Raw genomic sequence first — 25,588 nt, forward strand, 5'->3', positions numbered from 1 at the left:
GGAGCAGTTTCTTCTTGCCGTATCGCATCGCGGGCGCGGCTGGCCGCGAGGGGGCCCCGAAGGCTGATCTCGCTTCAGGGCCGCTCGCGAGCGTCCCGCCAGTAGTTCTGCAGCATGTCGGTCGGCCACTCCGGCTGGTGGACGGGGCCGCGGGGCAGCATCTCGCGGAAGACGGGCGCCAGGTCGATCACCGGCGTGCCGTCATCAGCGTCCAGGTCCGTGACGTGAAGGTCCCGGCCCTCGACTCGCAGCAGCCGGGGGTACGAGACCCCGAGGCGGGCCGGGCGGCGGTGGTTCCGGTGTACGAGTCCGCCGGTGGCCGGCCACTGCGCGTTCCCACGCGGGCTGCGCGGTTCGAGCTCAACATCGCCGTCCGATCCCAGGTGGAAGTGGAAGAGCACCTCGACGTGGCTGAACTCGTCGATCCCTTCGAGGGCACTCTCGGGGATTTCCGGCACGAGACGGATAACCAATTCGACGCCCCCCTTGTAGTCGTCGAGGCGACCGGTCTGGCCCCCGACGACGGTAGCGATCACCGGAACCTGGATGTAGTTGCTGACCTTGAACACGTACTGCCTCTCCTGAATTGGCCGCCGTTCGCGGGCGGACGCTCCCTGATGCGGGCTTCCGTACGCTACCGGTCAGCAGTCGGCGAGCACTGCTCGCGCCTGGGCGTCGAGCTCAGCAGCCGGGCTGCCACCCCGCGTTCGGAACGGACTCAGAGCCCGGCGCATCTGCACGACGGTCTCCCGTGCACGGCCGGACTGCACCCCGGTCATCGCATCGAGCGCCTGCTTCCAGGTGACACAGGCCGCGTCGAGCTGCCCTTGCCGAACCTGGACGTCGCCGAGGTATCCCAAAGTCACGGAGTGGGTCCGCTTGAACTGCGCCCGGCGGGTGCGGACGCTGCGCTTGAACTCCCTCTCAGAGCCCTTCAAGTCGCCGAGATCTCTCAGCGTGGCGGCGGTTTCGTGGGCAAGGCTAGCCTCAGCGAAGAACCAGACGCGCTCCGGTTCCTCGCCTTCGCCGGTGGCACGCCCGAGGTCCTTCTCTGCCCGGAGGAGCGCGGCTGCGGCCTGCGCCTTGTATCCCGCCGCGGCAAGAGCCCGGGCATGTACGACCCCGAGGAGCGCCTTCTCCCGCCAGCACGCCTCTCGGTAGCGGCGGCCGGAGAGGGATCCCTCTGCCAGGCGGACGGCCTCCGCCGGCTGCTTCAGGTCGACCGCCTGGTGAGCCATGGCGCGCAGCACGTGTCCAGCGAGGGGAGCGTCATCGGCCTCCTCGGCGAGCTGGGTCGCCAAGGTCAGCCACCGCAGCGCGATCGGGTGCTCGCCCGCGTCGAAGGACGTCCATCCTGCGAGGTAGGCGAGTTCGGCTGCTGCAGAGGTCATGGCCCGACGTACATGGTCAGTGGGGAACCGGCCGGAGAGAAGTTCGACGACGTCGGTGCGCAGGTAGGCGACGAGGGCTGTGCGCCCCACGCCGTGCCCGCCGCGCTCCTGGTCCCGGCGGGAGAGGAACGTCGTCATCTCGCGGACGCCGGCGACGTCATCGAGGGTGACGGTGCGCTGCGAGAGCGGCTTCCTGGCCCGCGCGCGTTCCCCAGCCTGCCGCCATTCGGCCTCGGAGGGGAGCACCAGACCCGTGACCGAGTAGGCCGTCTGCGCCAGCACCTGGCGTCGCTCTATGTCCATGTCCGTGCTCCCGAGGGTCGCCAGCGTGGTGAGGGCGTCGACGCTCCACCCTGGTGCCGGCAGCGCAGCTCGGCCTTCCTGCGCCAGCCCGATGTCAGCGAGCGTGATGACGCGGCCGAGGCCACGGGTGAGCGTCTCCGCCAAGATATGCGGTGCCCGGCCCTCGGGGATCATGCCTCCGATCCATCGGGCGATGCGCGACTGGTCGCATCGAAGCAGCTCTGTGGCGCCGTTCTCGGCCGCAACGACGCGGAAGCGGGCGGCCAGTTGCCGCTGCGACAAGCCGAGTTCCTGGACGAGAGCGTCCAGTTTGGTGTTGCGCATCCTGCTCACGAGTGCGCACCCCTGTCCCTGAAACGATCTTGCATCACGTGCATCACCTTGCTGAGGCCGCCGGGATACCCGCAGACCCGCAAGCACGGTTCCCTCGTCAGGACGATATTCCTCCAACCCTCCTGCGATGCAACGAGATCGGCCTTGTCACGCCTACGGGCGAGGACGGTGACCGGAATTGGCCCCTGCAGGGGCCAAGAAGGGGAGCTGATGAACGTGCACGACCCTGCGGCCGGCTGCCGCCCGCCGCGCACCGCCACGGTGGTGCACGCCCGTAGACCGCAGGAACACGACATCGCCGGTGTACAGCCGGACACCCCGTCCACCGCCGAGCCGGTGTCGTGCGGCGAGCGTCCGTTCCAGGCCGTTTCGGTTTTCCCTGCAGACCTCTCCGTGGTTCCCCGGGCTCGCCGAGAGCTGCACCGACTGATGCGTCATTGCGGACTGTCCTCGATCGCAGACGACGTCGCGCTCGGAGCCCAGGAACTGATGGCGAACGCAGTGGAACACGGCTGCCGCAACCAGGCGGCAGTGGAATTCACCGTGACGGCTTCCTACCTGCGTGGGCGTGTCCGTGTCGAAGTGCACGACGCTTCGGACCAGTGGCCCCGGCTTCGGCCGGAGAGCGGAGACAGCGAAGGGGGCCGCGGGCTGCGTCTGATCGACGCCTTAGCCGCGAACTGGGGAGTCCAACTAGGAACAGGCCGAGGAAAGACGGTCTGGATGGAGCTGGACGTCCCGCCCGTGCTGGCAGGGCGTTCGTGATGCTGACCGCGAGCCGCAACGTGAGCACGATGGTCTGGGCGGTGACGGCCCTCCGCCAGTCTGTTGCGGACGACCCGCCGGACGACGAGGACCTGCTCGCCGCCATCGACGCCGTCATGGACCCCTGCCACGCACCGGCAACCCCTGACGCCCCGACTGTGGTCGGCACCCTCCTGGACCGCCTCCCGTACCGGCCACGACGCCGCGAGGAAGTCGCACTGAAGGCCGGCGCGCTCTCCGAGGAGGACGTGGCCTGGATCGCCTTCCAGCTCAGGCGTGCGACCGAGCCGACCATCAACCGAGCGACGGTCCGGGTCCGACCTGTTCCAACCCGGCTGATCGCGCAGGCACGTGCGCTCCACCAGGGCATGCCCGAGGGCGATGACGTGATCGGCTACCTGCGCCGTTACGCCCAGGTGCTCCTGGACCTCCTGGACCTGGTGAGGGGTGACGTCCCGTGACGCCCCCTCTCCCTGTGCTCGTCGACCCGACCCGTTCCATCCTCTCGTCCCGTTGCCGGAGCATCATGACCGCCGACTTCGAAGCCGTCCCCGACCCGCAGGACGTTCTTGGCCTCGCGGGTGATGCCGTGTGAGCGCCGACCGCCTGCCCCAGCCCCAGAGCGCGATGAGCACCGCCCCGATGCACCCCTACCTCGCGCGCGAGCTGGTCGCCCGGGCGGAGAGGGCTGATGAACACTGGGCCCGGCTGGCTCGGATGCAGCCGGCCGACCAGCTGGTCGGCGCCGGCCGCCACATGGATCACGTCAACGCCGCGTTCCTGGCGCGGGCCATCTCGGACTACGGGTGGCCCGGCGTGCCGCTCGTCGGAGAGGAAGGTGCGAGGGCCGCGTGGCGTCTCGCCCTTCGCGCCGACACCCGGGCCGACATCCAGCGGCTCGCCTCCCGGCTGATGCACGAGGCCGTGGACCGGGGCACCGCCTCCCTGCGGCAGTGGGCTCACCTCTACGACCGGTGTCTCGTCAACGGGGACCTGCCGCAGCTCTACGGCACCCAGTACCGCCTTGGCCCCAACGGGCCCGAGCTACAGACGGTGTCCGAACCGGCTAGAGACCTCGACGCGCGCCGGGCCGCGGTGGGACTCCCGCCTGCCGTCCTCGCACTGGGGAGGCTGCGCGACCGCCTGGCCGCGGCCCCGAGCTTCGGCGCGGCGGTGCCCGTTGTCCTCGTGGGCGCGGCATGACCGCCAGGGCAACGCCGCCCACAACCTCTGATCGAAAGGACTGTCTGATGAGGATCGGTACCGCAGTACTGCTCGCGGGCGCGGCTGTGGCCAGCGTCGGCGTGGCCCGTCTGCACCAGGAGGCGAAGCACCAGCGGGAGCGGGTCGACATCGCCCTCACGCGCAACCAGCTGGACTGGCTGGAGAAGGTCTTCACGGACCCTGGCGTGGCGGCGAAGTGGGCGCCCGCCGACATGAAGGCCGAGGAGTACATGGGGCTGATGTCCGCCAACTACCTGCTGTGCACCCTCAGCCTGCGCGACCGGCTCGGCCTCGTGAGCAAGCACCAGCTCCGCCTCTACGCCTCGATGATCATGGGTAAGGAGACGGCCCGGCGGTACTGGGAAATGTTCGGGGACCTGCGCGCCCAAGAGGCGGAGGGAGACCCGGAGGCCGAACGCCTCTACGACGCCCTGGCCAGGGCCGCGGACGAAGCCGGACGGGCCGAGCGTGAGAACCAGCCCGCCGCTGCCTGACTCGGAGGGGACATCCCGCGCCGTCCTGACGGCGCGGACCTGAACTGGGGCCTTCCTCACCCGAGGGAGGCGGCGCACCCGTCCGCGCCCCGGCCGCACCTCCGTGGGGGAGCTCGCGGCCGGCCCTCCCCCCTTCGCCTGGACCAGGAGTCCGCGGGCGGCACGGCACCCCACACCCCAAGAGCACCCCTTTTATCCAGATATGCCCCCAGGGAGTGGGGCAGTGCCCTGGCCGACCGCTTGATGCGGCAGCGGCCGGCAGACCGGAGGAAACCGATGACCTGGTGGGGAGCCCTGTTCGTCGCCACGTTCTGCGGCGCGGCTCTCTTCCTCGTGGAGATCGTGCCCCGCCTGCCGGGCCGGCGCCCCGGCAACACAGGAGCAGCGCCACCGCCCCACGACGACAAGCACGCCCAAGACGACCAGAAGGGAGCCTGCCCATGAGGGCCTCTTCGACGATCCGCCGGAACGCCGCCCCGGCACTCACCCCAGCGGACCCCGGCATGCCCGGTCCCGACCGGGCGGGGTCCGGCGCGCAGCAGCTCCCCCGCGCCCACGGAGCAGGTGCGGGTCCTGACCTTCCGATGCTCCTCACCCTCCGCGAGGAGCTGCGCTCGGGCGTCTGGCGGCCCGGGACGGTGCGCACCCAGGCCGGCCTGCGGGCCCGTTTCGGCGAGACCCAGCTCATGGCCACGGCCGTGACCCGTGTCCTGCGTGACGAGGGCCTGGTCACGCTCGACGGGTTCCCCGGTGTGCGGGCCCTCGAGCCCGCAGGCCGGCCGCAGCGCCGCACCAGCACCGCGACCGACCTGGTCGTGGAGGCGATCCGGAAGCGGCTCACCGACCACACCTACCAGCCCGGCGAGCGAATGCCGTCCCAGCAGTCCCTCGCCATCGAGTTCGACACGTCACGGACGACGGTTCAGGTGGCCTTGGTCCAGCTGAGGCTGGAGGGCCTGCTGCGCCCGAACCAGACGTTCGAGACGCCCGGGACGTACGTCCTCGACCCTTCGCGGGAGGCCCGGGAGGCTCTTCTCCTGGCCGACCTGCGGGCAGCGATGCGCCGGGGCGGGTGGACGCGGGCGGAGTACCCCGACGTCGTCGAGCGCGCGCTGCACGTTCTCGTCGGCTCCGCCGGACGAACGGGGGGCGAGCCGTGACCGACGCCTTCACCGTGGTCGTCGCCCTGCTGCCGCTCGGCCTGACCGGGCTGAGCGTCCGGCTCAGGCAGAAGAAGCCCGCGGCGGCCGGACCCCGACGAGACCGCCGGCTTCCTCGTCTACCGCGCCGCCTCCCCGTTCTCGACTTCGGAGTGACCGTGCCTCTTCTCCCTCTCCGCCGCCCGGCGGACCCGGCCGTCGCACGGACGGCGACCATGCTGACAGCCGACATCGACGCGCTACGGCCGGTGACCGGCCGGCGCACCGACTGGCCGGCGGAAGCCATCGAGGGTGCCTTCCACCGCGTCTACGCCTCGACGCAGCCGTGGCTCAGCCTCGCCCGGACCCGGCGCGACACGACGGACTCGCCGGCCGACCGGGCCCGGTGGGACGTGTGGATCGCGGCGCTCACCCCTCCCGAGCAGTCGGTCCGGGGCACCTACGCCCAGGCGTGCGTCCTCGTCGGCCAGGGCCGGGAGATGCTGCGGGCGCTGCGCGAGACGCTCGCCCCCTGCCCCTCGGTCGGGTCGGTCGCCAAGGAGATCGAACAGCTCATCCAGACAGGGACGCTGAAGCCCGCCGCCCGGATTCCCCGCCGACCGCTGGCCAGGCGTCTTCGGGTGCCGGCCGCGTACGTCGACCTGGCGCTCGCCGACCTGGCCGAAAGGAAGCTGGTGGAGATCCGCGCCAGCGGGAGCGCCGTCGCCCTGGACGCCGGCGCCCGCGCGAGTGCTCCCGGTCTCCAGCAGAGCCCCGCTGTAGATGAGACCGCGGCGGGAGCGGCATGACCGCCCTCACGCCCTCGCTCGTCACGGCTTCCTTGCCTCCCCTGGAACGGCAGGTCCTGGAGCTGATCGCCGACGGCCACAGGGACCCGGAGGTGGCGGCCCGGCTCGGGCTGGGAACCGTCGCGCGCGTGCGGTACCGCCTCGACCAGATCGCCCGGTGCTTCGGTCTGGAGACCGTGGTCCGGCCGCATCTCGTCCACCACGGCTACGCCTGCGGCGCTGTGCCACCTCCCCCTCTGCTCCACCCGCTCCTCCTGGACGCGGACGGGTTCGACGTGGTCCGTGCGCTCGCCGCCGGCAAGACCCTCACCGCCTACGCACGCCGGCGGGCAATGACCTCCTACCAGGCGACCTACCTGCTGGAGAAGACCTCCGCCAGGCTCAAGGCCACGACGCGGCCCTCGCTGATCCGGCACGCCTGGCAGCGGCAGATCCTCGGCAACGTCCCGTTCGCCGCCGACCTCGCCGCCCTGCACGCCCAGCGTTCGCGCCTGCCAGAGACCGGGCGGGGGCTGATCGTGCCCCTGCTCAGTGGCTACCGCCTGGCGGCCCCGGCCACCGGGCGCTCCCCCACCCGGCACCTCGACATCGCCGACGGCGAGGAAGCGCTCGTCGCCGCCCGCTTCCTCGCCGACCGCGAGGGCTACGCCCCCCTGTGGGTCACGAGGCCCTCGCAGCCCGGCCGACCGTACCGCGTGAGCTGGGGCCGGCGGGACGCGGCGTTCCAGCCGCGGCACGGCTTTGCCGCCGACCCGATCCTCGGCCCCGATCGTCGCCGGTCCGCCTGATCCCCGGCCGCTTCCGGCCTCGCCCGCCTCTGTCCTCTTCCCTGCTCCTTCTCGCTCAAGGACTGCCGCATGTGCCAGCACCAACCCGCCTGCCCCACCGCCGACTCCGCCGACCGGGAGGCGGCCCGCCCGACCGCGTCCCACCCCGAGCAGGGCTGGACCCTGCTGTGCAACGGCGTGCTGCTCTTCGAGGACACCGGCGAGCTGCTGCCCGACGGCCGGATCATCGCCCCGCACCGCCCCACGACGGCGGTGGCCGCGTGACCGCCCTGCCCTACATCCCCCGCCAGCACACCGCCGGCCCCACGCTCGCCGCCGGTCCGCGGATCGAGGACCACGGGCTGCTGGGCGACCAGAAGGGCAGCGCCCTGGTCCGCCGGGACGGCTCCGTCGTCTGGCTGTGCATGCCGCGCTTCGACTCCCCCGCCGTCTTCGCAAGCCTCCTGGGCACCGAGGACCACGGCTTCTGGCAGATCGCGCCCGCCTGCCTCATGGACGCCACCGCCGTCCCGGGCTCGAGCCGCCGGTACGTGGGCAACACCCTCGTCCTTGAGACCACATGGGCCTGCGACACCGGCACGGCCACCGTCCGCGACTTCATGGTGCCCGGCGACGGGTCCCCGCGCCTGGTGCGGATCGTGACCGGCGTGACCGGCAAGGTGACCATGCGGTCGCTGCTGCGGGCCCGCCCGGACTACGGACGCACCGCGCCCCGGATCACTGCCTTCGACCGCCGGCACGCCATCGACCTCCCCCAGGGCGAAGACGCCCGGCTGTGGCTCGACGCCGACGCCCGCGTACGCCTCGAAGGCTCCGATCTCGTCGCGGACTTCACCATCGAGGAAGGTGAGACGGTCGCCTTCGGGCTCTCCTGGCGGGAGGACGTGGACAGTCCGCCGCCCGTCCCCGTCGACGACGCCCTGCTGCAGTTCACCCTCGACTTCTGGGAGGCGTGGGCGGCCCGCTGCACCTACACCGGCCCGGACCGCGAGGCAGTCGTCCGCTCCCTGCTCACCCTGGGCGCCCTGATCTACACCCCGACGGGCGCGATCGTGGCCGCCCCGACCACCTCCCTGCCGGAGGAGATCGGCGGCACCCGCAACTTCGACTACCGCTACAGCTGGCTGCGCGACGACGCCTTCGCCGCCGGCACCCTTCGCCGGTACGGCTACCTGCGCGAGGCGCTCTCCTGGGCGATGTGGGCGGCGCAGGCCATCAGCGGCGCCGGTCGCCTGCAGATCATGTTCGGTGTCGGCGGCGAGACGGAACTTCCCGAGCGGGAGCTGGACTGGCTGCCGGGGTACGCGGGATCGAAGCCGGTCCGTATCGGCAACGCCGCCGCGGGCCAGCTCCAGATCGACGTCTACGGCGAACTCTCCATGGAGCTCCACGAGCTCGCCCTGGCAGACGGCAGCTGGGCCCGGCGCCTCGGCGCTCTCGTCGTCACGCTCGCCACGGAACTGGAGCAGGTCTGGGACCGGCCGGATTCAGGCATCTGGGAGATGCGCGGGCCCGAACGGCACTTCACCCACTCCAAGATGATGGCCTGGGCGACCGTCGACCGTGCCGTCCGCACCATCGAGGCCGGCCACGCCGACGGCCCCCTGGACCGGCTCCGGGCGCTGCGCGAGAAGATCTACGCCGAGGTGTGCGAGCACGGATACAACTCCGACCTCAACGCCTTCACCCAGTCCTACGGGTCGCGGGAGCTGGACGCCTCGCTCCTGCACGGCCTGCTCGCCGGCTTCCTGCCCGCCGACGACAAGCGCTTCATCGGCACCGTCGAGGCGGTCCAGCGCGAGCTGGGCACCGACGACGGATTCCTCCTGCGGTACCGGACCCACGCCGGCGAGGTCGGGCCCGACGGCTTCGCCGGTGAAGAGGGCCGGTTCCTCGTCTGCACCGGGTGGCTGTCCGAGGCCCTCGCCGCGATCGGCCGGCCCGACGACGCCCGCATCGCCCTGGCCAGCCTGCTCGCCATCCGCAACGGGCTCGGCCTGCTCGCCGAGGAGTACGACCCCGCCACCGGCCGCCAGCTCGGCAACTTCCCGCAGGCATTCAGCCACATCGCCCACCTCGACGCGACCGCCAAGACCGGCAAGACCGCGAGCCCCGAAGCATGCGGCACCCCCGAGCCGGCGGGAGCGGAGTCGTGACGACCAGGACCCGACCGCGTCCGGCCCTGAGCCGCTGGGACCTGCCGCACTGGATGCCGGACAGCAGCCAGACCCTGCCCGCCCGCTGCGGCGAGGACTTCACCGCGATCCGCGTCCCAGCCGACCTCGCCCGCCCGGCACTGACCGCGCTGGGGCCGCGCACCGGCCCCGTCCTCGCCAACCGCACCACGCGGACCTGGCACTTCCTCCTGCCGTCCGGCTCCGTCCTCCCGGACGACTGGCCCCCCGGCGTGCGGGTCATGCCGAAGGGCAGGTCCATAGGCATCCCCCCGCTGACCACGACCGGCGGCCTGGACGTCCACTGGGCCGTGCCCCCCGGCCTGGGCTCCACCTCGCCCGCCGACCTGCACCGCGTGCTGCGCGACCCCCGGCTCCTGACCGCCCGCGATGCTCCCTCGCCGGCCGAACCGCCGGGCACCGCGGCGGCGCAGGTCCGCGCAGCCGCCACAGTCACGCCGCGCCCGCTCACCCCGGCCCAGCGGGACGTCGGGCGGCTGCTGCTCACCGGGGCGTCGGATGCGCAGATCGCCAAGGAGCTGGGCCTGCCTGTCGGGATCGTCCGTCGGCACCTGACCTGGATCGGCCGCCGCTTCGGCGCCCCGACCGCCGCCCGCAGGGCCGCCGCCCTGCTCGCGGGCGGCCACGTCTCTCCGCCTCCGGTGTCGATGCTCGCCCCTGACCTCGCCGGGGCCGACCTCACCGTCCTGCGCGTCCTCGCCGGTCTCGCCACGGAGGACGACCTTCCCGAAGACCTTCGGCCCGCCGGCCCGTTCCTCGACCGCGTCGGCGAGCTGCGTGAGCGGTGCGGCGCCCGCAGCGACCCGCACCTCATCGCCCTGGCCGCCGTCTGGGAACTCCTTCCCGGCCTCGTCCACCCCGCTCCCGGAAAGGAGCAACTTCCGTGATCCGCAAGGCACGCTTACCCGTTCCCGCCTTCAGAGGCGGGTGGTCCGCCCTCGATCTCCTCGAAACCGTGCCCGGTCTCATGCTCCTCGGCGTGAATGCCGCTGGTCTCGCCCTGACCGGAAGCCTGGTCGCCGACGAGTTCGACAGGGTCCGCGGCCTCGCCGCCGCGTCCGTGCCGGACCTGGAGCCGCACGCCGAAGAGCAGCCGCACGACGCGGCCAACGCCACGGCAGGCACCAGCACCCGCACCTACCGCTACGCGCCCGACGCGCCGGGGCCCGCCCACCAAGACGTTCCGCTGACCGACGGCGCCGTCCGCGGGGAGGGCTGGTCGTGACCCCTGATCCGTTCGCCCCCTACATCGGTGACCGGCCGCCCACGCTGGAGGAGCTGGACCGGGAGCTGGCGAAGACCGCCGCCGAGCACCCGGCCGTCTGCACCCTCCACGAGATCGGCCGCTCCCGCGCCGGCCGCGCCGTGACCATGCTGACCCTGCCCGGCGGCCCCAAGCAGGTCCTCGTCATCGGCGCCCCGCACCCGAACGAGCCGATCGGGCTCGCGGTGATCCCGGCGCTCGCCCGGTACATCGCCGAGCACCCCCAGGCCCGGGAGGAGGTCTCCTGGCACCTCGTGGGCTGCGCAGACCCCGACGGCGTCGCCGCCAACCAGGACTGGTGGTCGACGACCTGGCCGCCGACGCTGGAGTCGTACCACCGCGGCATGTACCGGCCCGTGGCCGCCGCTCAGCCTGAGTGGACCTTCCCCTCCCCCGCCTTCGACGCGACTCTGCCTGAGACCCGCGCCCTCATGAGTGTGATCGACGACCTGCGGCCGGCACTGACCGTCTCGCTGCACGGCAGCGACTCCGGCGGCGTGTGGGCGATGGCCTCCCGCGCCGAGCCCGCCCTCCCCCAGACCATGGCGGATCTGGCGGCACGGTACGGCCTGCGTGTCGAGGAGACCCCGTCGGACTGCATCGGTCTGCCCTCCTTCGGAGCAGGCGCATTCCTCTTGGCGCCGCCGGCCGTCACCGAGACGGACGGTCCTCGCGGCGGGGGCGACGACCGCGAGTGGGAACCTGCCGGATCCAGCAGCGCCCACTACACCGCCCGGCACGGCGGCTTCGGTCTCTTCCCGGAGGTCCCGATGTGGGCCTCCGCCCCCATCAGGCTTTCCCCCCAGGAGACCATCGGGATTCTCGAGGACGCCCGCTGCGTACTCGGCGACCTCATCGCCGAACTCATGGCGGCTTCGGACCAGGAAACCGTGTTCCTGGCCTCCGCGAAGGAGATCTGCTCGATCACTCGCCTGATGGTCCGGCAGATCCAGGAGACCCCTGAGGCCAGCCGGGACCAGGACCTCGTCCTCCTCATTCCGGCGCGCGCCGCGGGCATGCTCCTGCGGCACGCTGACCAGTTCCTCGCCGCCGCTCCGGACTGCGAACAGCGCCAGGGTCTGCGAGCGAAGACCGAGGCCGTTTTTCTCTCCTGGTGCCACCGGGCGGAGAAGTCCCTCAGGCCCCGGCCCATGCCGCTGTCGCGTACGGCCGGCTACCAGGCCGAGATGGTCCTGGCCACGGCGGGACTGCTCTCAGCAGTGCCTCCTGGCGTCCCTGGACCGGAGGGCTGGGCGTGACCCGCCGCACCGTGATGGCCATCGGCGTGCTTGTCCTCTTGCCACCCTCAGGGATGCTGTGGAGCGCGCTCGCCCGGCGCCTGCTGGGAAGGGGCGTGGGGGGTATCGCAGCCGTTCAGCGAAGCTCAGTGAACGGCTGGTGCACCGGGCAACGCGTGCTGCCACTGGGCTGGTTCCATCGCGGTGGCGGCGTCCGCGAGGCTGCGGGCGGAGTCGGTCTTCAACGCGGCGTGACACCTTTCGATCTTGCCGTCGGTGCGGTATCCGATCGCCCGGTACTCCAAGGCGCGATAGAGGCAGTCCAGTTTGTCGGCGTCACGGGCGCACCTGGCTTCGAGGGTCTCCCCGGCTTCGAACTCCTCGACGGCCGCTGTCACAGCGTCTCCGAAGGCCGGGTGGGCCCCGGCCACTTGGTCGGCTGTCACCTTCCGGGGGTCGGCGGTCGTGACGTAGCGGCGGGTGACCGGCGTCTGGTCGCCGATGCGGGTCTCATGAAGGTCGTGGAGCGTGCACAGCAGGGCGGTGCGGGCGGGGTCGGCGCCTTCCATCGCGGCCAGTGCGACGCCGATGACGGTGGTGCGGTGGCTGTGCTCGGCGACGGTCTCGGTGGCGGAGAGGGGGACGCCGTCGTAGGGCCAGCCGGTGCGCGGCTGGTTGCGCAGGGCTCCGGCCTCGAAAAGAAGGGCGGCTGTTGCGGCGGTCTCGGCGTCGGTGGGTGCGGGTTCGGGCACGTCGTGGCTCCTGGCGGTGCGTCAGTTCGTCTGCTGGAGAAGGTAGTGGACCGCTTCGACGTCGTGGCGCGATACCGGCGACAGGACCCTGGCGTCGAGCAGTTCGACGGCGCGCTCCCTCAGGTGCCGGGCGGAGGCGGGATCGGCGAGCGGAAGCCAGGGGTGGAGGCGGAGCAGGGTGTGGAGGGAGTGCACGTACAGGTCGACGGTGCCGGGTGCGTCGTGGAGCGAGCCGGTCAGCTGCTGGAACAGGTGGGGCGGATTCCACGCGGTCGGGTCCGGTCGGTGGAGGAAGTCGTCGTCCGGCTGGGTGGGTGGCATGGAGCCCAGCCAGTAGGCCCAGTAGGCGAGGTTGGCGAGCTCGCTGTGCTGGTCGGCGGCCAGGGCGTCGACGAAGTCGTACAGGGGCACGGGGTCGCCCCGGCGGGCGGCGACCGTCGCGGCGGTGCGGGCCTCGATCCACCGTGGCGTGTAGTCGCGCAGTGCCAGGGCCGGGCGCATGGTGCGCAGCGCCTGCTCGGCCCAGTCCTCGGCGTCGGGGGCGGGGTCGTAGGAGGCGAGGTAGAGGCTCTGGCGGCGCAGGAGCAATCCTCGTTCCCCTGCTCGACCGGCGCTTTCCGCGGTCCGGCGAAGCTGGGCGAAGAAGTCCGCCCGGTCGGCGGCCGAGAGCTGGGGGCCGGCAGGAGCCGGGCCGCGGCGCCGGCGGTTGGCGTGCGGCTGCAGGGCGGGCGGGATGATGCCACGTACCGCCCAGGCGACCAGGTGCGCCGTCTCGCGGGACTGAACCCAGCCCGCCAGCGGGTGGTCGGCGGGGTCGGCCGAGGGGTGCAGCACGGCGGTGAGGATCCGGTCGGCGTCCATCGCGGCGTCCAGCCAACCGAGCAGGGATCCGTCGGCGCCCAGGGGCGCCAAGGTCCGGCGCAGCTGCAGCAGGTCCATCGCGCGGATGTTGCCGAGCGGCCGGCGCCCGCTCTCCCAGCCCTGGACGGTACCGAGGTCGATACCCAGACGCTCGGCCAGAACGGTCTGCGGGAGGGGGATGCTCTCGCGCAGCATCCGAAGGACGAACCCCGAGACCACGCCGATGCCGGTCCGGCCCCCGCTCCCCATGGCGGTCCTTTCCGATCGCCCCGGCTGTGCCCGCAGGGGCAAACCCGTACCGGGAGTGAGTCTTTTTCGAATTGCGGTCTTCCTAGGCTAGTTCGGCGAGCCGGACCGCCGTAGCGGTTCGAAGCATCGGCCGATGCGCGCAGCGCGATGCCGACCCCGTTCGATGCCCGGTCGTCCGGGTGCCGTTACCCGATTCCCTGTTCCTGCTTCCGGTCCGTCGTGCCCGTACGGGCAATGACCGGAGCGATCGTTCGAGAGGAGATCGACATGCAGTCTCCGTTGGACCGGGCGAACTCCGCGCCGCCCGTCCCCGCCAGGCCCAGTGGGCCGACGTGGCTGGTGACTCCCGGTATCGCGCCCGCGCGTTTCGGCACGGCCGTCGGATCCGGCGCCGAAGTGGTGCTGCTCGACCTGGAGGACTCGGTGCCGGCCGGGTCCAAGGCCGATGCCCGGGCGGCCGTGCTGGCGTTCGCCGATGCCCGGACGCGGAGGTCCGGCGGGCCGCTGCTGGGCGTGCGGATCAACGCGGTGGGCGGCGCCGAGGGCCTGCGGGACCTTGCCGCCATGGACGAGGGAAGGCGGTGGCCGGACCTCGTCGTGGTGCCCAAGGTGGAGTCGGGCCGCGAGATCGAGGCCGTCGTGCAGGCCCTGCGCGGGGCGCAGGCGCCGCCGAAGGTCTGGGCGCTGATCGAGTCCCCGCGGGGAGTCGTCGGGCTGCCCGGCATCGTGCACACTCCGGGCCTGGCGGGCGTGCTCTTCGGCGCGGCCGACTACGCGGCGGCGGCCGGGTGCCGGCTCACGTCCCGGGCGATGTGGTACCCGCGCGCTCAGCTCGTCACTGAGGCCGCCGCCGCCGGGATTCTGGCCGTGGACTCGCCCTTCTTCTCCCTCGACGACCACGACGGCCTGCGGCGGGACGCCCTGGAAGCGGTCGAGCTGGGCTTCACGGGCAAGGTCGCGGTCCACCCGCGCCAGCTGAGCGTCATCGCGCAGGCGTTCGCTCCGAGCCCGCGCGAGCTGGAGGCCGCTCGTGCGGTGCTCGACGCCGCCTCCTCGGCAGCGAATTCGGGAGCTGCCATCACCGCGGCGGACGGCGTGATGGTGGGGCCGCCGCTCGTCGAGGCCGCCCTCGCCGTCGTCCGCCGAGCCGGTCACCGCCCCGCCGTCACCACCACCTCTGTCACGAAAGCGAGCTGATGATGCAGAAGCAGCAGCCCTCGTTGCCCGTCCCGGCCGGATTCCGCCAGGTGGAGGACGGCCGCCTCCGGGAGGTCGTCGGCCTGGGCCTGGACGACCTCGTCCCCGGCCTGGTCATCGAGCACCGGCCGGCCCGGACGGTGACCGAGGCCGAGCACGTCCAGGTCCTCGCGCTGATGGGCAACGAAGCACCCATCCACTCCGACATCGAGTACTGCCACAGCACCGGCCACCCTCGGGTTCTGGTGTGCGGGATGCTCACCCTCAGCATCGTGCTCGGCATGACGGTCCGCACGACCAGCGGCATGACCACCGGCAACCTCGCCCTGGACGAGGTCAGGTGGATGGTGCCCGTCCACGTCGGCGACACCCTGTCCGCGCGCAGCACCGTCCTGTCCGCCCGCCGCTCGAACAGCCGCCCCGACCAGGGCATCGTCACCTGCCGGGTCGACGGGTTCAACCAGCGAGGCGAGCTGGTCGTCACCGGCACCCGCACCTTCTTCGTCCCCGCCGACCCGGACGTCGTCCGCGACGCCACCGGCTACTAGAAGACGACGGGGAGTCACCATGGACGTGGAGTTCACCGCGGCCGACGAGGCCCAGTGGGAGGAGTACAACGCTCTGGCCCGCCGCGCCTACGGCCAGGCGGTGCCCGACGTCACCCGTCTGGGGCCGTACGCGGACCGACGGGTGGCGCTGCGCGGCGGCCGGGTCGTCGCCGGGGGCATGGGCATGCTCGTGCCGCAGTGGTTCGGCGGCCGGCCGGTGCCCGCCGCGAGCATGGGCTGCGGCTGCGTCGCCCCGGAGGAGCGCGGCGACCGCCTCGCCGCCCGCCTCGCTCAGGAGCGGATGCGCGCCCTGCGGGACCAGGGCGCGATCCTCGCCACGCTGTGGACGGCCTCCAACGGCTACGTGCGGCGGCTGGGCTGGGAGGCCCCGGCGCAGGTGTTCTCCTGGACGGTGCCCACCGCCGCCCTCAAGCAGACCGCCGCCGACACGATGGAGATCACCCACGGCGACACGGCGCAGCTCGCGGAGCTGCGGGACCGGCTGGCCGGGCGGTGGAACGGGCCGTGGCAGCGTCCCGCGTGGTGGGGCGCATGGCAGCAGGAGCGGCACCCGGACATGGAGACCTACGCGTTCGCCGGGCACGGGCGGGAGGCGAGCGGTGTCCTGTCGACGGCGACGCAGCGCACCCCGGGCGGCCGGCAGCTGGTCGTCCACGACTTCTGGGCCGCCGACGCGCCGACCGCCGACGCGATGCTCGCCTTCCTCGGACGGCACCACGGCCGCACCGCCACCGTGATGTTCGAGCGCACCGGCCTGCCGCCCGGCCCGCTGCTGCAGCAGCGCCTAGCGAACGTCGGCACGGCGACGGCCAGAGCCTGGCACCCGTGGATGCTGCGCATCCTCGACCCCGCCCGCGCCGTCGAGCTGCGCGGCTGGCCCGGGCACCTGGACGACGAGATCGTGCTCGACCTCGCCGACCTGAACGGCGCCGGATTCAGCCGCCACACCCTGAACATCAGCGCCGGCAGCGCCCGCCTCACCCCCGGCGGCGCGCAGCGCGGCCGTACCGCCGACGTCACCCTGACGATGGGGCAGTTCGCGCTCTGGTACGCCGGCGGCTACCGCAGTCCGGCCGCCGCCGCGCTGGCGGGCCTGCGCGGGGAGAAGGCCGTCCTCGCCCGCCTGCTGGCCGCCACCGCCGACCGGGAGCCGTGGCTCGCCGACTACTTCTGACCCTCGCACCCCGCCCGGCATCCGGCCGTTGAACCGGCAGGAACCGCCGCACGCCCCGCACACCCGCGTGTACGGCCCCACCGAATCCACCCGCTCCACGCCCGTTCGGAGACCGATCTTCATGACGACCGCCAAGCCCACCAAGCCCTTCCCGCCCGAGCTGCGCGACTGGGTCGCCGGCCACCTGCCCGGCCTGGACGCGAACGAGGACCGTTCCTGGCCGCGCAGCACCTCCCTCGTGTGGCGCGTGAGCGCGGCCGGCCGGGACGCCTACGTGAAGATCAGCCCCAACGACCTCGACTTCGAGCGCGAGGTCGCCGGATACGCCTTCACCGCAGCGCACCTGAGCGAGACGGAGGCGCCGCGGCTGCTGGCCTGTGACCCGGGCCTGCGCGCGATCCTCAGCACGCCGCTGCCCGGCCGTGTCGTACGGGACCTGCCCCTTCAGGCCGGCGCCGAGCTGCGCCTGTACGAGGACGCCGGGCGGCTGCTGCGCCGCTGGCACGACGCGTCCGAGCCCGGTACGGACGCGGACCGCGCGGCGGTGCGGTCCGACATGGAGGCCAAGGCCCGTGAGGCCGCCGACTGCCTGGAGGAGGTCGCGCCGTACCTGGCCGCCGACCGGCTCGCCCTGGTCGAGGCCGCGTCGAAGGAACTTCCCGGACTCGCCGAGCAGCTGCCGCTGGTCTACCGGCACGGCGACTACGAGACCCGGAACTGGCTGTACGACGAGGACAGCGGTCACCACGGCCTGATCGACTTCGCGATGGCCGCGCACGGCATCGCCGCGTCCGAGTTCGTGTGGCTGTGCGGCGCGGTCTGGTCCGTCCGCCCGGAGCTGCGCGAGGCGTACTTCACGGGCTACGGCCGGCCGCTGACGGCCGAGGAGGACCGCCTTCTGCATCTGCTGACCGTCCGCCTCGGCGTGTCCTACCTGCGCAACGGCCTGGCCAAGGGCCGCGACGAGCTCGTGGCGCGCGGCCACCTCGTCCTGGACCGGATGGCCGCACCCCGGCCGTAGTCCGCACGGCGCGCGGACCCGGCACCCGCCCGGGTTCGGGTCCGCGCTCTTGCTTCCTCTGTCTCGCAGCGATCCGGATCAGGAGGTGCTTGGTGAATCTCGTCCCCGGCCTGCCCGCTCACGCCGCGTCTGCCGTGTGGGGCGGCGTCCCGCAGCCGCTGCGCGCCGCCGTCGAGGCAGCTGCCGGACCCGTCCTCAACGCCGTCGAGGCTCCCGCGGGCAGAACCGCCTGGCTGCGCCTGTCCCTGGATGTCCCCGGGCGCCGGCTGTTCCTCAAGGCCACTCCGCTGTCCCACCGCCACGCGCCCACCCTGGACACCGAGGCGTGCCTCGCACCCGCCGTCCGCGCGCTCGCGCCCCAGCTGCTGCACCACGGCATCGCCGGCGCCTGGCGGTGGCTGCTGTTCGAGCACGTCCCCGGCCGGGCCGCCGACCTTTCCCCGGGCTCGGCGGACCGCGACGCCGCCGCCGGCGCCCTGCGACGCCTCGCGGCCCTGCCGGCCCCCGCCGCCGCCACGCTGCGAGTCGAGGACCGCTGGGCGCACCTCGGCGCGGGCCTGGACCTCGGCCTGCTGGCCGGCGACCGGCTCGTGCACACCGACCTGAACGAGGGGAACATCCTCGTTCAAGGCGGCAGTGCCGTCCTGCTGGACTGGGCATGGCCCGGCCGGGGAACCGGGTGGCTGAGCGCCGGGTTCCTGCTCGCGCAGCTGATCGACGCCGGTACCCCCGCGGCGGACGCCGAGGCGTGGGCCCGCCAGGCGCTGCCCGGCTGGGCCGCAGCCCCCACCGAAGCCGCCGACACCTTCGTCACCGCGCTCGTCCGGCGCCGGGCCGAGCAGGTCGCCACCTGTCCTCCGGCTCGCCGCGCCGAGCGGGAGGGGCAGCTGCGCTCCGCCGTGACCTGGCACCGCTCCCGCACCTGAACCGCTCCCCTTCTCCCGCCCCGTCGAACGGAGAACCATGTCCCACACCCCTGTCCGCGGCCCTGCCGCCGAACCGGCGAACGTGCAGGTGCCGATCGCCTACGTCGAGGACCTGATGGTCCGGACCTGCACGGCCGCGGGCGTCGGCGACAGCGCGGCCCGCCTGGTGGCCGCCCACTTCCTGACCGGAGAACTGCGCGGCAAACCGTCCCACGGGCTGGCGAAGTTCGCCTTCGAATCGCGGTTCTTCCCCGAGCGGCAGTCCCCGCCCGAGATCGTCCGCGAGCGCGGGGCGTTCGCCGTCGTCGACGCGCACCGCGAGATCGGACCGCTCAGCGCCGGTTTCGCGACCACTGCGGCCATCGAGCGGGCCCGCCGTCTCGGCGTCGGTCTGGTCGGGGTCATCAACTCCCAGCGCTACGGCGTCCTGTCCACGTTCACCGAGGCCATCGCCGCACAGGGCCTGGTCGGCATCGCCGCCAACACCTCCCGGGCCGAAGCCGTCCCGGCCGGCGGCGCCACCCCCGTCCTCGGCGTCAACCCCCTCTCCTTCGCCCTGCCCACCCTCGGCGAGCCCCTGAGCGCGGACATGGGCACCACGCTGGCGCCGATGGGCGTGCTGTGGGAGCACCGCCGCTCGGGCCGGCCTCTGCCCGAAGGGTGCTTCGTCGACGCCGGCGGCCGTGCCACCCGCGACCCCCACGCCGCGTCCTCCGCGATCGTCTTCGGCGACCACCGCGGCCTCGCCCTGTCCCTGCTCGTGCAGGCTCTGGCCGGCTCCGTGTTCGGCTTCCCCATGGGAGACGACGTCGACTCCACCTGGACCACCGGCTACGCCTTCCTCGCCCTCGACCCCGCCTTCGCCGCCCCCGGCCAGAACGCGGCCACCGCGAACACGCGCCTCGCCGACCGGCTACGGGACGCGGCGACGGCCGACGGCACGTGGCGCGTGCCCGGCGACCAGGGCCGCGCCCTCGAAGCCGCCGCCCGCGAGAAGGGCACCATCGCCGTCCCCGGGCCGCTGCTCGCCCGCCTGTCCGCCCGCGCGGCCGGCGACTTCACCTCCGACTGAACCCCAGGAGACCGACTTGACCCGCTTGCAGTTCCACTGGTTCCTGCCGACCGGCAGCGACGGCCGCACCCTGACCACCGGGATGCGCGGCGTCCACGGGCCCGGCCACGACACGACCACCGGCACCGCCCCGGGCGCCGACCGGCACCGCGCCCCCGACCTGCGCTACATGACCCAGATCGCGCAGGCCGCCGAGCACATGGGGTTCGACGCGATCCTCACCCCCGCCGGCACGTTCAACGAGGACCCGTGGGTCACCTGCGCCGCCCTCGCCCAGGCCACCGAGCGCCTGAAGTTCCTGGTCGCGCAGCGCCCGGACTCGATATCCCCGACGCTCGCCGCGCAGATGGCCGCGACGTTCCAGCGGCAGACCCGGGGCCGGCTGCTGCTGAACGTCGTGACCGGCGGCGATGCGGCCGAGCAGGCCCGCTTCGGCGACCACCTCGACAAGGCCGCCCGCTACACCCGCACCGACGAGTGGCTGACCGTCCTGCGCGGCGCCCTGTCCGGCAAGCCGTTCGACTTCACCGGCACGCACTACGACGTACGGGGAACCACCGTCTTCTCGCCCCCTGGCCCGCTGCCCGGCGTGTACTTCGGCGGCTCCTCCGCCGAGGCCGCCCCCGTCGCCGCCCGGCACGCGGATGTCTATCTCACGTGGGGCGAACCGCCCGCCGACGTCGCCGCCAAGCTGGACCGCATCCGCGCCCTGGCCGCCGACGCCGGGCGCCAGGCGCCGCGGTTCGGGATCCGGTTCCACGTCGTCGCCCGCGACACGAGCGAGCAGGCGTGGGCCGCCGCCGAGCGCCTGCTGACCGGCATCGACCCGGAGCACGTCGCACGGGTGCAGGCCACCTTGGCCCACAGCCAGTCCACCGGGCAGGCCCGGCAGAGCAGCCTGCACGCCGCCTTCCGGGACAGCGGCCGGACCTCCGACCTGGAGGTGTGGCCGAACGTATGGGCCGGGGTGGGGCTACTGCGCGGAGGCGCCGGCACCGCGCTGGTCGGCTCGCACCGCGAGGTAGCCGACCGGATCACCGAGTACGCGGACCTCGGCATCACGGAGTTCATCCTCTCCGGGTTCCCCCACCTGGAAGAGGCGTACGAGGTCGGCGAGGGCGTCCTGCCGCTGCTCGGCGCCGGCATCGGCCGCAGGGCGGTGGGCAGGTGAGCGGCGCCGTGAACGTGCTGGTCGTCGGGGTCGGGCCGCACACCCGCCTCAACCACCTGCCCGCGCTGGCCGTCGCACAGGACGCGGGCCTCGCCGGCACCGTCACCGGCATTGACCTGCCCGACGCGGCTGCCGCCGCGGTCGAGTACGGCACGTCGGGCCGTCCCCGGCGGATGCTCGTCGTTCCCGTCGAGCCCTTCCCCGTCTCCCGCCGGGCCCTGCCCGACGGGGTGCGGGGCGTGCTGGAGGGCGTGGTGGAGCGGGAGCGAATCGGCGCGGTCGTGGTGGCGACCGAGCCGTCCGTACACCTGCCCTACGCCCTGTGGGCGATGGAGCGGGATCTGCCGGTGCTGCTCGACAAGCCGCTGACCGTGCATCCCGGCGCGTCCACCGACCCGGTGGCCGCGCAGGCGATCGCCGACGACTTCGACACCCTGCTGGACGCCTACCGGGCGGCGCGGCGGCGCGATCCGCGGATGGTGGTCAGCGTGATGAGCCAGCGCCGCTGGCACCCCGCGTTCCGCCGGGTGAGGGAGCTGATCGCCGAGGTGGCCGAGGCCACGAACTGCCCGGTCACCTCGGTCCAGTCCAGTCACGGCGACGGCCAGTGGCGGCTGCCGGACGAACTCGTCGACCTCGGCTATCACGGCTTCAACCGGGGGTACGGCAAGGCCGCGCACTCCGGCTACCACCACTTCGACACCGTGCCGTGGTGGCTGTCCGCGGGCGAGCGGCCGGGAAAGGAGATCGACGAGATCGAGGTCCACGCCGCGTGCACCCGGCCAGCCGACTTCCTCGCCCAGCTCACCGTCGCCGACCACGCACGGCTGCTGCCCGGCTTCGCCGACCGCAGCCCGTACACCGAGCAGGACCTGGACCGGCTCACCGCCGGATTCGGCGAGGTCGATGTGTTCCTCAACGTCACCTACCGCAGCCGCGGCCGGGTGATGGCGCTCGGCAGCCACAACCTCGCCCACACCACCTTCTCCCAGCGCGGCAACCTCCACACCGTGGCCGGCGGCCTCTACAAGGACAACGGCCGCATCGGGCAGGAGGGCCACCTCATCCAGCAAGGGCCCTTCCAGGCTCTGCATCTGCACGTCCTGCAGACCCTGCACGGCGACGAGGACGGCATCGACCGGCACGCGGCGGGCGGCGCGGACCACATCGAGCTCCACGTCTTCCGCAACGACCGCCTGGGACTGGGCTGGGAACGCCACCGGACGCTCGGCTCCACCGACCTCGTGGAGGACTGCGGCGACCGGACTGTGTTGCCGACCCAGCGCTCGGCCCGCACCTGCGCCGTCACCGAATTCCTCGCCCACCTGGCCGGCCACGTCCCCCGCGCGGAGCTGGCCTCGGACCTGGCCGACCACCGGCGCCCGGCCCACCTGATGGCAGGCGCCTACCTGTCGATGTCCCGCCGCTGGACCGCGACCGGCCGGCCCGCCGACCCCGTCGTCCTCGACTTCCGCCCCACCGCCCCGGCCCCGCGCGCCGGGCACGCACTCGCCGCCCTGGGAGCCACGCGATGACCCTCCCCCTCGCCCCCGGCCACATCGCGCCCGGCCTGGGAGCGGTCCTCGGGCCGCACCTGCAGCAGGTCCTCGCCGCGTGCCGCCCCCACACCGGACGCCTCACCAGCGTCGAGGAGTGCCTCGGCGGCAACGTCGCCCACGTCTTCCGTGTCCGCGGCGAGGCGGGCAACGTCATCGTGAAGATCCGCGGCCACCGCTTCGCCAGGATCCGGCACATCGCGACCGACCCGGCGCTCATCGCGGTCGAGCACCGGGCCCTGACGCTGCACCACGGCCTGCTGCCTGACCTGTTCCCGCAGGTCCTGGCGTTCCTGCCCGACGCACACGCCATGGTGATGACCGATGTCTTCCCCGACGGCCGGACCTGGCGCGAGCACCTCGACCAGCGCGCCGCCACCGCCAAGGAGTGCACACGCCTGGCCACCGCCCTGACCCGCGTCCATGACGCCACCGCCGGCCTGCCGCCGCTGCGTGACGGCGACGGCGACGGCCTCTTCCGCGCCGAGCACGCCTACGGCTACTGCCTGCGCTCCAGCGGCCACCCCGTCCTCGACGAGGCGTGTCGCCGCCTGGACGCTCTGCCCGGCCAGCAGCTGATCCTCGGCGACGCCTGTCCGAAGAACCTCAGCCTGGCGGCGGGACGGACCGCCTTCGTCGACCTCGACAACGTGCACACGGGCGCGCCGCTGTTCGACCTCGGCTACCTCCTCGCCCACCTGGTCCTGCACCACATCACCCGGCCGTCGCGCCTGCACCCGCTCGCCGGCGCGTTCCTCGACGCCTACACCTTCCCGGGCCCCGCCCGGCCCTGGCGCGACGACGACCTCCTCGCGGCGGTGGCAGCGGGGGTGCTGCTGTACCGGCTGGAGGCGCGCACCGTCCCCTACCCGGCGACCAGTCCGCCCGCCGCTGCCGGCCGTCTGCGTCACAGCCTGCGGCGCCTGCTGGCTACCGGGCCGTTCACCGTCCGCGACCTGCTCGATGCCGCCACCGGGCCGGTGACGTCGTGAACGCGCCCTTCGCTCCGCCCGGCGGCACGCCGGAGCAGGACCCGCTCGCCGAACTGCGTGCCCGCGGCATCCACGTGCCCAGCGTCCAGTCGCTGGCCCGCGACCAGAGCCCGTTCGCCCGCCCCGCCCCAGCGCGGACCCGCATTCTCGCGCCGGGCGTCGTCCTCACCACCCGACCGATCAGCCTCGGCGGCGGCGGCCTGACCAACGCCTACACCCTCACCCTCGACCCCGACCGCGCCGACTGCCGGCCCGTCTCCTGCCCGCGCGGCTTCCACCTGCGCCGCCTCGTCAGCGGCCCCGTCGCCGCCGCGGTCTCCGGCACCTTCGCCTACATCTCCGACGACCCCGCCTACCAGCCCGCCGAGCCCTGCCTCGACCTCGCCGTCCGCGACCACCACGCCGCCAGCCTGCCCACCGTCACCAAACCCGCCCTCCTCATCCACCACGGCCGTCCGCTCGTGCGCACCCTGGCCGCCACCGGCATCCTCACCGTCGCCGGCCACCCGCACACCTGGACCGGTTCGAAGGACCCCGCGCCGAGCCCGGCCCCGGCCGGCCACCTCACCGTGTTCGGTGCGGCGAACTGCCGCATCCGCTACCACGACCATCCCCGCACGGGCTTCCGTCGTGACGTCGACCCGGCCGCCAACACCACACCCCGCGATCCGCAGGCCCTCGACTGCACCGTCTCTCTTTCACCCGCCGGGGCCAGGATCACCGCCCTGCATCCCGGCGGCGGCGCCGACCTGTTCGCCGGCGCCTACATCCTGCGCGCTCACCACCCCTGGCCCGCCCACCTCGTCACGAACGCGCCCGTCCGCGTCACGGCAATCGACGCCTTCGCCACCGCCGGCATCGAAAGTGCCCTGTCCCTGGGGCCGTCCGCCGCCGACGCCGCCGCCGGCCGCACTGCGCCCTGGGACCAGAGCCTGGGAACCAGCCCGTTCCGCCCCGACGTCCGCTACGCCCGTACCCTGCTCGCGCTCGACGGCCGGCACCTGGCCCTGACCGTCTTGGACGGCGCACCGCTCGCCCCCGCGTTCCAGGGCGTCACCGTCCAGGAGGCCGCCGAGCTGTGCGTGCGGGCTGGCCACGACCCGGCGGCGGTGTTCCACCTCGACGGCGGCCAGACCTCCAAGATCGCCTACCGGCACGGGCGCGGACCGGCGGATGTCGTAGGCAGCCTCCATTACCTGCGCTGGCCCCGCAACGAGCACGAGCCCTTCCGCTGGCGGGGCCTCGACGGCCGCCGTCTGCACAGCGCCCTGCAGATCACCCCCCACGAGGAGTCCCGTTGACCGCCTCCCGGTCCGTCCTGGTCGTCGTCGCCCACCCCGACGACGCCGAACTCGCCATGGGCATGCGCATCCGCGACCACGTCCTGGCCGGTGACCGTGTCCGAGTCCACTGCCTGACCGCCGGACGCCCCGGCACGGCCGAGGCCACGAGGCGCCGCGACGAGTGCCTGGCCGCCGCGAAGGTCCTCGGTATCGGCGGCTACACCTTCTCCCAGATCCCCGACACCCGTCTCACCGACCACCGCGGCGCCGTCAACGCGGCCTTGTTCGACACCTTCGCGATCGAGCGTCCCGACGTCGTCTACACCCATCACCCCGACGACCAGCACCTCGACCACGCCGTCACCGGCGAAGAGGCCACCACCGTCGCGATGCGCGAGGCCGCCGACCTGATCCACTTCCGCTCCCCCTACAGCCGCAACTTCGAGCCGAACCTCTACTTCGTCGGAACCCCCCAACTCCTGGCCGCCAAGCAGGAAGCCCTGGCCTGCTTCTCCTCCCAGGAACAGCTCGACATGAAGGTCTTCAGCGGGCTGACCGAACTGGCCTACCGGCAGCACGTGCACCACCGCGTCGTCGAGCGCTTCCCCGACGGCGCCCACGGCGCCGAGATGTTCCGCACCATCCGCCAGATCCTCCACGCCTCCCGTCCGTAGACGAGGCCACCGACGCCCCTTTTCCACCCCCTGCCGACCGCATGACCAGGAAGACACACCTGATGATCACTCTCACGCACAGCTTGGGACCGCCTGCTCCAGGCCACAGCGACAGACGGGTTCTACGAGCTCAAGCGAAGCCGGGACA

The 25,588-nt window shown here is 73.1% G+C and carries 28 protein-coding genes; 24 read left to right on the forward strand and 4 right to left on the reverse strand.

The window, feature by feature from the left end; translation table 11 throughout:
* Positions 1–74: 74 nt before the first annotated feature.
* Both QK442_RS09925 and QK442_RS09930 read right to left on the reverse strand, forming a co-directional pair.
* Positions 75–569: a TrmO family methyltransferase gene (locus QK442_RS09925; RefSeq protein WP_282693508.1), complete on the reverse strand. Its 495-nt coding sequence runs from the start codon at positions 567–569 to the stop codon at positions 75–77.
* A gap of 72 nt (positions 570–641) precedes the next feature.
* On the reverse strand, positions 642–2,027 hold the full coding sequence (locus QK442_RS09930) for a Tat pathway signal protein (RefSeq protein ID WP_282693509.1): 1,386 nt from the start codon (positions 2,025–2,027) through the stop codon (positions 642–644).
* 210 nt (positions 2,028–2,237) lie between these two features.
* On the opposite strand from QK442_RS09930, the gene QK442_RS09935 reads away from it, so the two are divergent.
* From QK442_RS09935 to QK442_RS09995, 13 genes are all read left to right on the forward strand, one after another.
* Positions 2,238–2,792 (forward strand): ATP-binding protein, encoded by a 555-nt coding sequence (locus QK442_RS09935; protein WP_282693510.1) that lies wholly within the window; start codon positions 2,238–2,240, stop codon positions 2,790–2,792.
* Positions 2,792–3,253 (forward strand): hypothetical protein, encoded by a 462-nt coding sequence (locus QK442_RS09940; protein ID WP_282693511.1) that lies wholly within the window; start codon positions 2,792–2,794, stop codon positions 3,251–3,253. The genes QK442_RS09935 and QK442_RS09940 overlap by 1 nt, the downstream gene beginning before the upstream one ends.
* Before the next feature lie 130 nt (positions 3,254–3,383).
* Complete coding sequence (locus QK442_RS09945; RefSeq protein WP_282693512.1) at positions 3,384–3,995, forward strand: DUF6624 domain-containing protein; 612 nt, start codon at positions 3,384–3,386, stop codon at positions 3,993–3,995.
* 47 nt (positions 3,996–4,042) lie between these two features.
* Complete coding sequence (locus QK442_RS09950; protein ID WP_282693513.1) at positions 4,043–4,510, forward strand: DUF6082 family protein; 468 nt, start codon at positions 4,043–4,045, stop codon at positions 4,508–4,510.
* 276 nt (positions 4,511–4,786) lie between these two features.
* Positions 4,787–4,954 (forward strand): hypothetical protein, encoded by a 168-nt coding sequence (locus QK442_RS09955; RefSeq protein WP_282693514.1) that lies wholly within the window; start codon positions 4,787–4,789, stop codon positions 4,952–4,954.
* Positions 4,951–5,670: a GntR family transcriptional regulator gene (locus QK442_RS09960; protein ID WP_282693515.1), complete on the forward strand. Its 720-nt coding sequence runs from the start codon at positions 4,951–4,953 to the stop codon at positions 5,668–5,670. Before QK442_RS09955 ends, QK442_RS09960 begins: the two co-directional genes overlap by 4 nt.
* Complete coding sequence (locus tag QK442_RS09965; protein WP_282693516.1) at positions 5,667–6,458, forward strand: GntR family transcriptional regulator; 792 nt, start codon at positions 5,667–5,669, stop codon at positions 6,456–6,458. Before QK442_RS09960 ends, QK442_RS09965 begins: the two co-directional genes overlap by 4 nt.
* The gene (locus QK442_RS09970) at positions 6,455–7,246 is read left to right on the forward strand and encodes a hypothetical protein (protein ID WP_282693517.1); all 792 of its coding nucleotides are present in this window, start codon (positions 6,455–6,457) and stop codon (positions 7,244–7,246) included. The genes QK442_RS09965 and QK442_RS09970 overlap by 4 nt, the downstream gene beginning before the upstream one ends.
* Before the next feature lie 69 nt (positions 7,247–7,315).
* Positions 7,316–7,510: a DUF5999 family protein gene (locus QK442_RS09975; protein ID WP_031009558.1), complete on the forward strand. Its 195-nt coding sequence runs from the start codon at positions 7,316–7,318 to the stop codon at positions 7,508–7,510.
* A 5-nt stretch (positions 7,511–7,515) separates the two neighbouring features.
* Positions 7,516–9,402 (forward strand): glycoside hydrolase family 15 protein, encoded by a 1,887-nt coding sequence (locus QK442_RS09980; protein WP_282693576.1) that lies wholly within the window; start codon positions 7,516–7,518, stop codon positions 9,400–9,402.
* A complete protein-coding gene (locus QK442_RS09985) occupies positions 9,399–10,328 on the forward strand; it encodes a hypothetical protein (protein WP_282693518.1) in 930 nt (309 codons plus the stop codon). The genes QK442_RS09980 and QK442_RS09985 overlap by 4 nt, the downstream gene beginning before the upstream one ends.
* 92 nt (positions 10,329–10,420) lie before the next feature.
* On the forward strand, positions 10,421–10,666 hold the full coding sequence (locus QK442_RS09990) for a hypothetical protein (RefSeq protein WP_234338274.1): 246 nt from the start codon (positions 10,421–10,423) through the stop codon (positions 10,664–10,666).
* Positions 10,663–11,964 (forward strand): M14 family zinc carboxypeptidase, encoded by a 1,302-nt coding sequence (locus QK442_RS09995; protein ID WP_282693519.1) that lies wholly within the window; start codon positions 10,663–10,665, stop codon positions 11,962–11,964. Before QK442_RS09990 ends, QK442_RS09995 begins: the two co-directional genes overlap by 4 nt.
* Positions 11,965–12,089: 125 nt before the next feature.
* Here QK442_RS09995 and QK442_RS10000 read toward each other — a convergent pair whose 3' ends face one another.
* Both QK442_RS10000 and QK442_RS10005 read right to left on the reverse strand, forming a co-directional pair.
* Positions 12,090–12,695, reverse strand: a complete 606-nt coding sequence (locus QK442_RS10000; RefSeq protein ID WP_282693520.1) for an HD domain-containing protein — start codon at positions 12,693–12,695, stop codon at positions 12,090–12,092.
* A gap of 21 nt (positions 12,696–12,716) precedes the next feature.
* Entirely contained in the window at positions 12,717–13,805 is a 1,089-nt protein-coding gene (locus tag QK442_RS10005; protein WP_282693521.1) for an XRE family transcriptional regulator, read from the reverse strand.
* A gap of 267 nt (positions 13,806–14,072) precedes the next feature.
* On the opposite strand from QK442_RS10005, the gene QK442_RS10010 reads away from it, so the two are divergent.
* The 11 genes from QK442_RS10010 to QK442_RS10060 all read left to right on the forward strand — a co-directional run bounded on the left by QK442_RS10010 (position 14,073) and on the right by QK442_RS10060 (position 25,440).
* Positions 14,073–15,002 carry a CoA ester lyase gene (locus QK442_RS10010; protein ID WP_282693522.1) on the forward strand — a complete coding sequence of 310 codons (930 nt, stop codon included), beginning with the start codon at positions 14,073–14,075 and terminating at the stop codon, positions 15,000–15,002.
* On the forward strand, positions 15,002–15,550 hold the full coding sequence (locus QK442_RS10015; protein ID WP_234338273.1) for a MaoC family dehydratase: 549 nt from the start codon (positions 15,002–15,004) through the stop codon (positions 15,548–15,550). Before QK442_RS10010 ends, QK442_RS10015 begins: the two co-directional genes overlap by 1 nt.
* A 19-nt stretch (positions 15,551–15,569) precedes the next feature.
* The gene (locus tag QK442_RS10020; RefSeq protein WP_282693523.1) at positions 15,570–16,745 is read left to right on the forward strand and encodes a GNAT family N-acetyltransferase; all 1,176 of its coding nucleotides are present in this window, start codon (positions 15,570–15,572) and stop codon (positions 16,743–16,745) included.
* Positions 16,746–16,866: 121 nt separating this feature from the next.
* Positions 16,867–17,766, forward strand: coding sequence for an aminoglycoside phosphotransferase family protein (locus QK442_RS10025; RefSeq protein WP_282693524.1), 900 nt, complete (start codon positions 16,867–16,869; stop codon positions 17,764–17,766).
* 92 nt (positions 17,767–17,858) lie between these two features.
* Positions 17,859–18,692, forward strand: coding sequence for a hypothetical protein (locus QK442_RS10030; protein ID WP_282693525.1), 834 nt, complete (start codon positions 17,859–17,861; stop codon positions 18,690–18,692).
* A 37-nt stretch (positions 18,693–18,729) separates the two neighbouring features.
* Positions 18,730–19,764, forward strand: coding sequence for an Ldh family oxidoreductase (locus QK442_RS10035; protein ID WP_282693526.1), 1,035 nt, complete (start codon positions 18,730–18,732; stop codon positions 19,762–19,764).
* A gap of 25 nt (positions 19,765–19,789) precedes the next feature.
* On the forward strand, positions 19,790–20,935 hold the full coding sequence (locus tag QK442_RS10040; RefSeq protein ID WP_282693577.1) for an LLM class flavin-dependent oxidoreductase: 1,146 nt from the start codon (positions 19,790–19,792) through the stop codon (positions 20,933–20,935).
* The gene (locus tag QK442_RS10045; protein WP_282693527.1) at positions 20,932–22,470 is read left to right on the forward strand and encodes a Gfo/Idh/MocA family oxidoreductase; all 1,539 of its coding nucleotides are present in this window, start codon (positions 20,932–20,934) and stop codon (positions 22,468–22,470) included. The genes QK442_RS10040 and QK442_RS10045 overlap by 4 nt, the downstream gene beginning before the upstream one ends.
* Positions 22,467–23,483, forward strand: coding sequence for a phosphotransferase (locus QK442_RS10050; RefSeq protein ID WP_282693528.1), 1,017 nt, complete (start codon positions 22,467–22,469; stop codon positions 23,481–23,483). The genes QK442_RS10045 and QK442_RS10050 overlap by 4 nt, the downstream gene beginning before the upstream one ends.
* Complete coding sequence (locus QK442_RS10055) at positions 23,480–24,784, forward strand: hypothetical protein (RefSeq protein ID WP_282693529.1); 1,305 nt, start codon at positions 23,480–23,482, stop codon at positions 24,782–24,784. Before QK442_RS10050 ends, QK442_RS10055 begins: the two co-directional genes overlap by 4 nt.
* Positions 24,781–25,440: a PIG-L family deacetylase gene (locus tag QK442_RS10060; RefSeq protein WP_282693530.1), complete on the forward strand. Its 660-nt coding sequence runs from the start codon at positions 24,781–24,783 to the stop codon at positions 25,438–25,440. The genes QK442_RS10055 and QK442_RS10060 overlap by 4 nt, the downstream gene beginning before the upstream one ends.
* Positions 25,441–25,588: the final 148 nt, after the last annotated feature.

The organism is Streptomyces sp. CC208A (assembly GCF_030010625.1).
Classification (GTDB): Bacteria; Actinomycetota; Actinomycetes; order Streptomycetales; family Streptomycetaceae; genus Streptomyces.

Excerpts from the sequence above, each read along its gene's own strand:
- QK442_RS09935 (WP_282693510.1), top strand. The coding sequence starts at position 2,238 with ATGAACGTGCACGACCCTGCGGCCGGCTGCCGCCCGCCGCGCACCGCC.
- QK442_RS09940 (WP_282693511.1), top strand. The coding sequence starts at position 2,792 with ATGCTGACCGCGAGCCGCAACGTGAGCACGATGGTCTGGGCGGTGACG.
- QK442_RS09950 (WP_282693513.1), top strand. The coding sequence starts at position 4,043 with ATGAGGATCGGTACCGCAGTACTGCTCGCGGGCGCGGCTGTGGCCAGC.
- QK442_RS09955 (WP_282693514.1), top strand. The coding sequence starts at position 4,787 with ATGACCTGGTGGGGAGCCCTGTTCGTCGCCACGTTCTGCGGCGCGGCT.
- QK442_RS09960 (WP_282693515.1), top strand. The coding sequence starts at position 4,951 with ATGAGGGCCTCTTCGACGATCCGCCGGAACGCCGCCCCGGCACTCACC.
- QK442_RS09970 (WP_282693517.1), top strand. The coding sequence starts at position 6,455 with ATGACCGCCCTCACGCCCTCGCTCGTCACGGCTTCCTTGCCTCCCCTG.
- QK442_RS09975 (WP_031009558.1), top strand. The coding sequence starts at position 7,316 with ATGTGCCAGCACCAACCCGCCTGCCCCACCGCCGACTCCGCCGACCGG.
- QK442_RS10005 (WP_282693521.1), bottom strand. The coding sequence starts at position 13,805 with ATGGGGAGCGGGGGCCGGACCGGCATCGGCGTGGTCTCGGGGTTCGTC.
- QK442_RS10010 (WP_282693522.1), top strand. The coding sequence starts at position 14,073 with ATGCAGTCTCCGTTGGACCGGGCGAACTCCGCGCCGCCCGTCCCCGCC.
- QK442_RS10015 (WP_234338273.1), top strand. The coding sequence starts at position 15,002 with ATGATGCAGAAGCAGCAGCCCTCGTTGCCCGTCCCGGCCGGATTCCGC.
- QK442_RS10020 (WP_282693523.1), top strand. The coding sequence starts at position 15,570 with ATGGACGTGGAGTTCACCGCGGCCGACGAGGCCCAGTGGGAGGAGTAC.
- QK442_RS10025 (WP_282693524.1), top strand. The coding sequence starts at position 16,867 with ATGACGACCGCCAAGCCCACCAAGCCCTTCCCGCCCGAGCTGCGCGAC.
- QK442_RS10035 (WP_282693526.1), top strand. The coding sequence starts at position 18,730 with ATGTCCCACACCCCTGTCCGCGGCCCTGCCGCCGAACCGGCGAACGTG.
- QK442_RS10050 (WP_282693528.1), top strand. The coding sequence starts at position 22,467 with ATGACCCTCCCCCTCGCCCCCGGCCACATCGCGCCCGGCCTGGGAGCG.